The sequence below is a fragment of the Streptomyces sp. NPDC090077 genome (assembly GCF_044747545.1).
GTDB lineage: Bacteria > Actinomycetota > Actinomycetes > Streptomycetales > Streptomycetaceae > Streptomyces.
The window spans coordinates 1-10,635 of the sequence record NZ_JBIVEG010000064.1; the positions used below are offsets into that span (position 1 = coordinate 1).

General features: G+C 75.4%; 8 protein-coding genes. 4 read left to right on the top strand and 4 right to left on the bottom strand.

Going from position 1 to position 10,635, the window contains the following annotated elements; genetic code table 11:
- Nucleotides 1-243 precede the first annotated feature (243 nt).
- Nucleotides 244-1,182, bottom strand: coding sequence for a hypothetical protein (locus ACIPW5_RS39720; RefSeq protein ID WP_401256359.1), 939 nt, complete (start codon nt 1,180-1,182; stop codon nt 244-246).
- Nucleotides 1,183-1,293: 111 nt separating this feature from the next.
- Between ACIPW5_RS39720 and ACIPW5_RS39725 the strand changes: the two genes are divergently transcribed.
- Together ACIPW5_RS39725 and ACIPW5_RS39730 are read left to right on the top strand one after the other, a co-directional pair.
- Nucleotides 1,294-3,717, top strand: coding sequence for a helicase-associated domain-containing protein (locus tag ACIPW5_RS39725; RefSeq protein ID WP_401256362.1), 2,424 nt, complete (start codon nt 1,294-1,296; stop codon nt 3,715-3,717).
- Between the two features lie 70 nt (nt 3,718-3,787).
- Nucleotides 3,788-4,438 (top strand): DUF4291 domain-containing protein, encoded by a 651-nt coding sequence (locus tag ACIPW5_RS39730; RefSeq protein WP_401256365.1) that lies wholly within the window; start codon nt 3,788-3,790, stop codon nt 4,436-4,438.
- Here the strand turns inward: ACIPW5_RS39730 and ACIPW5_RS39735 are convergent.
- On the bottom strand, nt 4,423-4,890 hold the full coding sequence (locus tag ACIPW5_RS39735; RefSeq protein ID WP_401256367.1) for an N-acetyltransferase: 468 nt from the start codon (nt 4,888-4,890) through the stop codon (nt 4,423-4,425). The genes ACIPW5_RS39730 and ACIPW5_RS39735 overlap by 16 nt on opposite strands.
- A gap of 152 nt (nt 4,891-5,042) precedes the next feature.
- On the opposite strand from ACIPW5_RS39735, the gene ACIPW5_RS39740 reads away from it, so the two are divergent.
- Nucleotides 5,043-6,686, top strand: coding sequence for a DNA repair helicase XPB (locus tag ACIPW5_RS39740; protein WP_401256369.1), 1,644 nt, complete (start codon nt 5,043-5,045; stop codon nt 6,684-6,686).
- Here ACIPW5_RS39740 and ACIPW5_RS39745 read toward each other — a convergent pair.
- Nucleotides 6,652-7,512, bottom strand: a complete 861-nt coding sequence (locus ACIPW5_RS39745) for a glycosyltransferase family 87 protein (protein WP_401256372.1) — start codon at nt 7,510-7,512, stop codon at nt 6,652-6,654. The two genes, ACIPW5_RS39740 and ACIPW5_RS39745, sit on opposite strands and share 35 nt — an antisense overlap.
- A gap of 187 nt (nt 7,513-7,699) precedes the next feature.
- The gene (locus ACIPW5_RS39750; protein ID WP_401256375.1) at nt 7,700-7,885 is read right to left on the bottom strand and encodes a hypothetical protein; all 186 of its coding nucleotides are present in this window, start codon (nt 7,883-7,885) and stop codon (nt 7,700-7,702) included.
- A gap of 450 nt (nt 7,886-8,335) precedes the next feature.
- Between ACIPW5_RS39750 and ACIPW5_RS39755 the strand changes: the two genes are divergently transcribed.
- Nucleotides 8,336-10,315 carry a HelD family protein gene (locus ACIPW5_RS39755; protein WP_401256377.1) on the top strand — a complete coding sequence of 660 codons (1,980 nt, stop codon included), beginning with the start codon at nt 8,336-8,338 and terminating at the stop codon, nt 10,313-10,315.
- The last annotated feature ends 320 nt before the right edge of the window (nt 10,316-10,635 follow it).

Genomic DNA, 10,635 nt, shown 5'->3' on the forward strand with positions numbered 1-10,635 from the left:
GCCTAGGCCGTCTCTTCCGGATCTTGCCGGTTAAGCCCGCGTCGTCCGGTGCCGTGCATCGGCGCGTTGGCGGGGCGCCCTTGTACTGGACGTACTCGGGTGCACCGCCAACGCGGCGAGGTGCGGTGCCGGGCGGCGCGGGTCAGGCCAGATCCGGAAGAGACGGCCTAGCCCTGTCGCTGACCGGCCCGCCCCTCCGGCCCCTCCCCGAGACCGCCCCGGGGGTACCGCCCCTGGCGACCCCTACCGCCGCCGCGACCGCCACAGCAGGTACGCCGCCGTGACCGCGCCCGCCGTGCGGGCCAGGGTGGGCCAGAGGGACTGGAAGGACGGGCCGACCTGCTCGGAGGGGATGGGGGTGCCCCAGTGGCCGGAGGCACGACCCCAGAGCCAGAGCATGGCCAGGGTGAAGACGGCGGCGGGCAGGCCGAGGAGCACCCACTTGCGCTCGCGGGGCCCGAGCACGCGGGAGGCGTACGCCACCAGCGCGCCGGCGCCGAGCAGCAGCCAGTACCCGGTGAGCGCCCCCGCGAGGAGCAGCAGCGCCGCCAGGACGAGGAACGCGTGGGGCCGGGGCCGGGGTTCCCCCTCGGGGGCGGCGGCCTTCTTCTTCTCGCGCCGGTCGCGCAGGAACCGTACGAGGCCCCCCGCCGCGGCGGCCGGGCCGGCGGCGGCGTCGGGCTCGGACTTCCCCGCCTCCCGCGCCTCCCGCGCCTTGCGCTCCTCCTCCGCCTCCTCCCCGAAGAGGTCCGGGATCTCGATGCCGCCCGCGAAGCCCTCCACCTGCGGCCCCCGCCGGGAGCCGCCCGGGGACAGGCTCCACCAGTCGGGGTCGGCCCCGCCGGAGGGCCCGAGTTCGTCGAGCCCGGCCAGGTGCGGGGGGACGTTCTGCGGGAGGTTCTCGGTGTTCCGCTGGGCCGGTACCGCCGGCACCGCCGGGGCAGCCGCCGCGCGCGCCGCGCCGACCGTGTCGAGGACCTCCTCGGGCGTGCCGATGCGGTCCAGGATCCCGCGCACGGCATCCGGGGTGTCGGGCTCGTACTTGGCGCGGCGCCGGTCGATCTCGTCCCGCAGCCCCGAAACCAGCCGCATCCGGTCCCCGGACGACAACTGCCGCCGCGCCGCCAAGTCCCCGACGCGGCTGAGATATTCGTAGACCAGATGGTCGCTCTCGATCCCCACGCCCCCGACGGTAGCGCGTGCGTCCGTGGAGCGGCCGACGACGCAGCGGATACCGTTGGCCGGATGGGGACCGGACGGCGGTCCGCCGGGCGTGACCAGGAGGCGACCAACGTGCCCGAGGCAAGTACCGCTGCGGCGAACGCCCCGCGCTCCCTCGCCGAGGCGCTCCGCGCCCGCGACGACGTGGCGCTCACCGCCCTGCTCCACGCCCGCCCCGATCTGCTGAACCCGGTGCCCGGCGACGTCACCCAGCTGGCCACCCGGGCCGGTACCCGGGCCTCGGTGGTGCGCGCCCTGGACCGGCTGGACCGGTTCGCACTGCAGACGGCCGAGGCCCTCGCGGTGGCCCCGGACCCGTGCCCGTACCCGGTGCTGGAGGAGCTGCTCACCGGCAGCGGCGGCGAGGACGCCGCGGCCCGCGAAGCGCTCCCGCGGGCCCTGGGCACGCTGCGGGACCAGGCTCTGGTGTGGGGGGACGACGACCGGCTGCGCCTGGTCCGCACCGCCCGGGAGCTGCTGGCGCCCTCCGCGCAGCGGCCCTCCCCGACCGGGCTCGGGCCGACGGTCGCGGAGGCGACGGCGGGGATGTCGCCGACCCGGGTGCAGGAGATCGTGGCGGCGGCCGGGCTGCCTCCGACCCACGACCCGGTGTCGGCGGTGGCCGCGCTGACCGGGCTGTTCACCGACCCGGAGCGGATGTCGGCGCTGCTGGACGCGGCTCCGGCGGAGGCGCACCAGGTGCTGGGGCGGCTCGTGTGGGGGCCGCCGTACGGGGAGGTGACCCCGGATCCGGCGCCGCCGGTGCGCTGGCTGCGCGACCGGGGGCTGCTGCTGCCGGCTTCGGCGCGGACGGTCGTCCTCCCGCGGGAGGTGGCGCTGCACCTGCGGGGCGGGCTCGCGCACCGGCGGACGGAGCCGCTGGCGCCGGCGGTGGGCGTGCACCGGGAGCACCGTCCACAGCTTGTGGACGCGAACGCGGCGGGACAGGCGCTGGCTGCGCTGGCCACCGTCGAGGAGCTGGTGAAGTCCTGGGAGCACGCGGGCCCGCTGGTGCTGCGGGCGGGCGGGCTCGCGGTGCGGGACCTGAAGCGGACCGCGGCGGCGCTGGACGTGCCGGAGTCCGAGGCGGCGTTCTGGGTGGAGCTGGCGTACGCGGCGGGGCTGCTGGCCAGTGACGGGGAGGCCGACGAGCGGTACGCGCCGACGCCCGCCTTCGACGACTGGCGGGACCTGCCGCCCGCCCGGCGGTGGTCGGTGCTGGCAGCGGCGTGGCTGCCGGCGACGCGCACGCCGGGGCTGGTCGGCGAGCAGGACCCGAAGGGGCGCACCCTGTCGGCGCTGGGCCCGGACCTGGACCGTTCGGCGGCGCCGGAGGTGCGGCGGCGGGTCCTGGACCTGGTCGGGGAGCTGCCGGAGGGCGGGGTACCCGACCCGGAGGCGGTGCTGGAGCGGCTGGCGTGGGAGCGGCCGGCGCGCGGTACGAGCGGTCTGCGGGCCCGGCTCGCGCGGTGGGCGCTGCACGAGGCCGAGGTGCTGGGCGTGACCGGGCGGGGTGCGCTCAGCGCGTTCGGCCGGGCCCTGCTGGAGCACGGGGACGCGGCGGGGCTGCTGGCGCCGCTGCTGCCGGAGCCGGTGGACCACGTGCTGCTGCAGGCGGACCTGACGGCGGTGGCGCCGGGGCCGCTGCTGCGTCCGCTGGCGGAGGTGCTGGCGGTGCTGGCGGAGGTGGAGTCCAAGGGCGGGGCGACGGTCTACCGGTTCACTCCGGGTTCGGTGCGGCGGGCGCTGGACTCCGGGCAGACGGCCTCGGACCTGCACGCGTTCCTCGCCGAGCACAGCCGTACGCCGGTGCCGCAGCCGCTGGCGTACCTGATCGACGACGTGGCGCGGCGGCACGGGCACCTGCGGGTCGGTGCGGCGTCCTCGTACGTGCGCTGCGACGACGACGCGATGCTGGGCGAGATCCTGGCCGACCGGCGGTCGGCGGCGCTGGGTCTGCGGCGTCTCGCGCCGACGGTGCTGGCGGCGCAGGCGGATCCGACGGCCCTGCTGGAGGGGCTGCGGGCGATGGGCTACGCACCGGCGGCCGAGTCCGGTACCGGCGACGTGCTGGTGGCGCGGGCCGACGCGCACCGCACCCCGGCGCGTTCGGCGCCGGTGCCGGTGCCGGACGGGCCGCCGGTGCCGGACGCGACGCTGCTGGGCGCGGCGGTGCGGGCGATCCGTGCGGGCGACCTGGCGGCGACGGCGGTCCGCAAGGAGCCGGCGGCCGCGTCGTCCCCGGGCGTTCCGGGGGAGCTGCCGCGCACGAGTGCGGCGGAGACCCTGGCGACGGTGCAGGCGGCGGCCCTGACGGGTTCGGCGGTGTGGATCGGGTACGTGAACGCGGACGGGGCGGCGAGCCAGCGGGTCATCGCCCCGGTGCGGGTGGAGGGCGGCTTCGTCACGGGGTACGACCACACGGCGGACGAGGTCCGCACGTACGCCCTGCACCGCATCACGGGGGTGGCGGAGCTGGCGGAGGACCAGGTGTAGGCCGCGCCCGGCCGCGTCGCCGGGGGAAAACCACTGGTCGGCCCCGGTTGCCGACGGGCACCCTGACGGCATGTCCGAACCAGCGACCACACCCACAACCGAACCCACACCCGTACCCGGATCCGTACCCGGATCCGCGACGCCCCGGCACCAGATCCGCGCCGCCCACACCGCGTCCACCGTCACCGTCTACCAGGCCTACGCCCCGCACCTCGGGGTGCCCGCGGCCCGCGACGGGCGGTTCCCGCCGGCCTGGAAGCGGGAGCGGATGACGTGGATCAAGCCGTCGTTCCTGTGGATGATGTACCGCTGCGGCTGGGGCACCAAGGCCGACCAGGAGACCGTCCTGGCCGTCGAGATCAGCCGCGAGGGCTTCGACCTGGCCCTCGCCGGGGCCTGCCTGTCGCACTACGTGCCGGGCGTGCACGCGGACCGCGAGGCGTGGAAGGCGGCCCTGGCCGGTTCCCCGGCCCGGGTGCAGTGGGACCCGGAGCGGGACCTCCACCTGAACGCGCTGCCCCACCGGTCGCTGCAGCTGGGCCTGTCCGGGCCGGCCTCACGGGCGTACGCCGACGAGTGGACGGTGTCCATCCGCGACGTCACCCCGCTGGCCCGGGAGATCCACGGCCTGGTCCGCGCGGGCGACGCGGACGCCGCCCGGGCGCTGCTGCCGGCCGAGACCCCCTATCCGGCGGGGCCGCTGCCTCACCTGGGCGCGTAGTCGACCAGCCCGGTCCCGAACGGCCACGCCTCGCGCAGCCAGGCGCTGACCGCCCCGTACACGACGGCGTCGAGGTGGGCCCGGTCGGCGCGCACCCAGGAGCTGACCCGCACCCGCCCGGCCTGCTCCTTCGACGGGTAGACGTACAGGCAGCCGATGACCTCCGCGTCCCCTTCCAGCACGCTGTACGTGAACCCGCGCCGCTCGGCGAAGTCCCGCGCGTGCCGCTCCAGGTCGGCCAGGTTCGCCTCGGCGGACATGCCCTCCACCGGCGGCCAGTGGCGGCCGGCGAAGCCGGGCGTGGCCCGGATGTGCGCGATGCTCCCGCTCCAGGCGGCGAGGTCCCGCGCGTTGTGCTCCGCGCCGAGGGGCTCCAGCCGGAAGCCGTCGCCCGCGAGGGTGCGCGGCACGTCGAAGCCGTCCGGCACGAAAGGCTGCTGATCATCACTCATGCCCGGACGGTACGCCGCGCCCGCGGGCGGCGTCAGCGTGTTTTCCCCGGCCCGGCCCCGGCGGGACCCCCGCGCCCGCGGCGGGATGCGGCAGACTGGAGGTTTGGCCGCCCGCGCCCGGGCGGCCGCCACCCGCCGGAAAGGGACCAGGCGTGAACGGGCCTCTCATCGTCCAAAGCGACAAAACCCTCCTCCTGGAGGTCGACCACGAGCTCGCCGGGGCGGCGCGGCGGGCCATCGCCCCCTTCGCCGAGCTGGAGCGGGCGCCGGAGCACATCCACACGTACCGGATCACCCCGCTCGGCCTGTGGAACGCCCGCGCCGCCGGGCACGACGCCGAGCAGGTCGTCGACGCGCTCGTCGAGTTCTCCCGCTATCCCGTGCCGCACGCGCTGCTCGTCGACGTCGCCGAGACCATGGCCCGTTACGGGCGTCTGACCCTGTCCAAGCACCCCGTGCACGGGCTGGTGCTGACCAGCACCGACCGGCCGGTGCTGGAGGAGATCCTGCGGTCGAAGCGGATCACCCCGCTGGTCGGGGCGCGGCTCGACGCCGACACGGTGGCCGTGCACCCGTCGGAGCGCGGGCAGATCAAGCAGACCCTGCTGAAGCTGGGCTGGCCGGCCGAGGACCTCGCCGGGTACGTGGACGGCGAGGCGCACCCGATCGAGCTGGAGGAGAACGGCTGGGCGCTGCGCCCCTATCAGGCGCAGGCCGTGGAGGGCTTCTGGCACGGCGGCTCGGGTGTGGTGGTGCTGCCGTGCGGCGCCGGCAAGACGCTGGTCGGTGCGGGTGCGATGGCCAAGGCGAAGGCGACGACGCTGATCCTGGTCACCAACACCGTGTCGGCGCGGCAGTGGAAGCACGAGCTGGTCAAGCGCACCTCGCTGACGGAGGAGGAGATCGGCGAGTACTCGGGGACGCGCAAGGAGATCCGGCCGGTCACGATCGCCACGTACCAGGTCCTCACGACCAAGCGGAAGGGCGTCTATCCGCACCTGGAGCTGTTCGACTCGCGGGACTGGGGGCTGATCCTCTACGACGAGGTGCACCTGCTGCCGGCGCCGGTGTTCAAGTTCACCGCCGACCTCCAGGCGCGGCGCCGCCTGGGCCTGACGGCCACTCTGGTCCGCGAGGACGGCCGGGAGTCGGACGTGTTCTCCCTCATCGGACCGAAGCGGTTCGACGCGCCGTGGAAGGAGATCGAGGCGCAGGGCTACATCGCGCCGGCCGACTGCGTCGAGGTCCGCGTCAACCTGACCGAGTCGGAGCGGCTCGCGTACGCGACCGCCGAGACGGAGGAGAAGTACCGCTTCTGCGCGACGACGGCGACGAAGCGGAAGGTCACGGAGGCGCTGGTGCGCAAGCACCGGGGCGAGCAGACGCTGGTGATCGGCCAGTACATCGACCAGCTCGACGAGCTCGGCGAGCACCTGGACGCGCCCGTCATCAAGGGCGAGACCTCGAACGCGCAGCGGGAGAAGCTGTTCAACGCCTTCCGCGAGGGCGAGATCAACGTGCTGGTCGTCTCGAAGGTCGCGAACTTCTCGATCGACCTGCCGGAGGCCACCGTCGCCATCCAGGTGTCGGGCACCTTCGGCTCGCGGCAGGAGGAGGCGCAGCGTCTGGGCCGGGTGCTGCGGCCGAAGGCGGACGGGCACGAGGCGCGGTTCTACTCGGTCGTGGCGCGCGACACGATCGACCAGGACTTCGCCGCCCACCGTCAGCGGTTCCTGGCGGAGCAGGGCTACGCCTACCGGATCATGGACGCGGACGAGCTCCTGGCGGGCGACTGACGGGTGCCCCGGAGGGCGGCCGCGGGGCCGGGATCCGGCCCGCTGTCGCCGCCGGCCCGCCGGACCGGCCCACCGCGTCCCGGTGTCCGTGGCGGCGGGTGCGGCGGCGGGCCGCGCCCGTCAGGGCGGTGAGGAGCGGTACGGCCCACACCCACAGGTGCGGCCACTCCCGCAGCAGGGCCCGGCCGGTCACCGGGACGTGGTGGGCCCAGAAGTCGGCGGAGGCCTCCGGGAGCACCAGCAGGCCGAGGAGGGCGGTGCCGGCCAGGCCCGCCAGGGCGGTCAGGGCGGCCCGGACGCGCCGGGTCACCGCGAGGTACGGGATGAGGAGCGACGGTGTCAGGGTGATCCCGGCGGCGACGCCCAGCGCGAAGCCCTTGCCGAGGGCGGTGCGCGGCCGGCCGAGGTCCCAGACGGCGAGGCAGGCGAACGCCAGGTTGATCTGGCCGGGCAGCGGGCTCTGGAACAGCGGCTCCAGCCACAGCCCGGCGATGGTGGCGGCCAGCACCGGACCGCGCCGGGCCCGCAGGCCGGTGAGCCGGCAGGACAGCACGATCAGCAGGGCGAGCAGGCCGGCGTTCCCGAGGACGAGGACGGCCTTGAGCACGGCCGCCGGAAGCCAGGCGGCGGGCGTGAAGAGGATCGCGGCGAACGGCGGATAGGCGCTGGGCGGGTGCCACTCGGCGGCGGAGAAGCCGCTGAGGACGGCGTCGGCGGTGGGAATGCGCAGGGCGATGCACAGGACGCCCAGGACGAGCAGCGAGCCTGTGACCAGCACGGCCGCGAGGGGTGCGGGGGCGGAAGCGGAATCGGGGCTGCGGGTCACGCGCGTGACCCTAGTGGATCGACACCCGGCTACCGCCGGGTTCAGGCCAAGGCTTTGCAGGCTTCCGCGAGGAGGTCCACGGCCGGCCGTACCGTAGGCCCTCGGAACGCAGGCGGAACGCGGGACGCAGGCGGAACGCGGAGCGCAGGCGGCGGACGCCGGAGCGCACGCGGCGCGGGCCCGGACGTCAGCGGCGTATGACGCCCGAGTCCTCGGCGTACTCGCCGAGGACGACCACGCTCACGGCGGCAGCGGCGAAGACCTTCGCGGCGCGCAGGACATCGCCGACGCGGTGGCGGGGACGGTGGTCGGAGGTGGCGGTGGCCCCGCTCGGGAGGCCGCCCTGGACCGGGGCAAGGGTTGCGGTGCTCATGTATCCATGGTGCGCCGCCACCCCCCTGCCGCACATCGCCCCAGGGACGGAATCCCCGGTCCTCCCGTGTCCTCCTCACGGCCCATGGGAACCCCTAATGGCTCTGCCCAAGGTCTGACACTCCCCGGTATGACACCCGTACGGAGGTACTGCCCCCCTCGGGACTTCCGGCCCCCGAATCCATTCGCGCGCGACCGCCCCGCTGACTACAATCTCCGCTCTTGCCGCCTCCCGCCGCCCCATCGGGGAGAGCCGCCTTCCGGCCGGAAACCGGAGGCTTCCGTACTGCCGCGAGGCACCGACGTACGGCACCGACGCAGCACCAGACCACAGCAGCTGGAGGCCTTCCCCGTGTCCGCGCACGCCCCCGACACCACCACCGGCACCACCACCGATCCGCTCGGCCGCGAACGGGCCCACCTGGCCGCCTCGCGCGCCGCCCTGCGCGCCATGCGCGAGGACGTCGAGGCCCTCGACATCCGCGACGTCACCGCGAACTGGGTCAACGCCATCGTCCTCCAGGCGCAGATCGACGACCGCATCAAGGCCCTCGCCGACCTCGCCCACACCCCGCTCTTCTTCGGCCGCCTCGACTACCTGCACGCCCCGGGCGCGGAGCTCGCCGAGGGCGCCGAGGGCGAGCAGTTCTACATCGGCCGCCGCCACGTCCACGACGCCGAGGGCGACCCGATGGTGATCGACTGGCGCGCGCCGGTCTCCCAGCCCTTCTACCGCGCCTCCAAGGCCGACCCGCAGGACGTCGGGCTGCGCCGCCGCTTCGGCTACACCGGTGGCGAGCTGACCGCGTACGAGGACGAGCACCTCTCCGACCCCGCCGAGGCGGCGGCCGTCAGCAAGCTGCTCCAGCAGGAGATCGAGCGCCCCCGCGTCGGCCCCATGCGCGACATCGTCGCGACGATCCAGCCCGAGCAGGACGAGATCGTCCGCTCCGGCCTGTCCGGCTCGGTCTGCGTGCAGGGCGGCCCCGGCACCGGGAAGACCGCCGTCGGCCTGCACCGGGTCGCGTACCTGCTGTACGCGCACCGCGAGCGCCTCGCCCGCACCGGCACGCTGGTCATCGGACCGAACCGTTCCTTCCTGCACTACATCGAGCAGGTCCTGCCGGCCCTGGGCGAGCTGGAGGTCAAGCAGGCCACCGTCGACGACCTCGTCGCCCGCGAGGGCCTGGAGGTGCGCGGCACCGACGCCGCCGCCACGGCGGTGGTCAAGGGCGACGCCCGGATGGCGCAGGTGCTGCGCCGCGCGGTCCGCTCGCACGTCACCGCACCCACCGAGCCCCTGATGGTGGTGCGCGGCTCGCGCCGGTGGCGGGTGCCGGCGTACGAGCTGGAGGAGATCGTGACGGAGCTCCAGGAGCGCGACATCCGCTACGGCGCGGCCCGCGACGCGCTGCCGCAGCGGATCGCGCACGCGGTGCTCGTACGCATGGAGCAGGCGGGCGAGGCGCCGGACGACCGGGTGCAGGACGCGGTGGCCCGCAACGCGGCGGTGAAGGCGGCGGTCAAGGCGGTCTGGCCGGTGGTCGAACCGGCGAAGCTGGTGCTGCGGCTGCTGTCGGACGCGGAGTTCCTGGCGGTGCACGCGGACGGGCTCCTCACGGAGGACGAGCAGAAGCTGCTGCTGTGGACGAAGCCGTTCCGGAGCATGCGCGCGGCGAAGTGGTCGGCGGCGGACCTGGTGCTGATCGACGAGGCGGCGGACCTGGTGGAGCGGACGCACTCGCTCGGCCACGTCGTCCTCGACGAGGCGCAGGACCTGTCCCCGATGCAGTACCGGGCGGTCGGGCGCCGCTGCACGACGGGCTCGGCGACGGTCCTCGGCGACCTCGCGCAGGGCACCACGCCGTGGGCCACGCGCAGCTGGGACGAGGCCCTGGCGCACCTGGGCAAGCCGGAGGCGGTGCTGGAGGAGCTGACGGCGGGCTTCCGCGTGCCGCGCGAGGTGATCGCGTACGCGTCGCGGCTGCTGCCGGCGATCTCGCCGGGGCTGGCTCCGGTGTCGTCGGTGCGCGAGACGCCGGGGTCGCTGACGGTGACCCCGTCCACCGACCTGACGGCGGACGTCCTCGCCGCCTGCCGGGCGTCGCTCGTGCACGAGGGCTCCATCGGCCTGATCGCGGCCGACGCGCGGATCCCCCTGCTGGCGGAGGCCCTGACGGAGGCGGGCCTGGCGTACCTGTCGCCCGGCGAGGAGACGACGGTGGAGTCCCGGCTGACGCTGGTGCCGGCGTCGCTGGCGAAGGGTCTGGAGTACGACTACGTGGTCCTGGACGAGCCGGCGGCCATCGTCGACGGCGAGCCGGACGAACGCACCGGGCTGCGGCGGCTGTACGTCTGCCTCACCCGAGCCGTCTCGGGCCTCACGGCGCTCCACGCGGCCCCGCTGCCGGGGGCGCTGGCCGCTTCTTGACGCGGCGCTTGCGCGGCTCGGCCCTGGCGGGCCTTACCGGCTTCGCGCCGCTGCGCCGGACTCCGTCCGGCGGCCTGCGGGGCGGGGCCGGTTCGGGTGGCCGATGCCGGTGGGCGGGTGCGGGTGCGTTGCCGCTGCGCGGAACGGGTCCCCTACCCGCCCTTCCACCGTTCCCAGGGGCTCCGCCCCTGACCCCGGTACGGCGCTACCGCGCCCGCGCCTCAAACGCCGGCGGGGCTGGAAGTGCGCTCCGCGCACTCCAGCCCGCCAGGCGACCAGCCCCGGCCGGCCAAAAACACCCACGCCGGCGGTTGTGGCGC

Excerpts from the sequence above, each read along its gene's own strand:
- ACIPW5_RS39755 (WP_401256377.1), top strand. The coding sequence starts at position 8,336 with ATGCGCGAGGACGTCGAGGCCCTCGACATCCGCGACGTCACCGCGAAC.
- ACIPW5_RS39735 (WP_401256367.1), bottom strand. The coding sequence starts at position 4,890 with ATGAGTGATGATCAGCAGCCTTTCGTGCCGGACGGCTTCGACGTGCCG.
- ACIPW5_RS39730 (WP_401256365.1), top strand. The coding sequence starts at position 3,788 with ATGTCCGAACCAGCGACCACACCCACAACCGAACCCACACCCGTACCC.
- ACIPW5_RS39750 (WP_401256375.1), bottom strand. The coding sequence starts at position 7,885 with ATGAGCACCGCAACCCTTGCCCCGGTCCAGGGCGGCCTCCCGAGCGGG.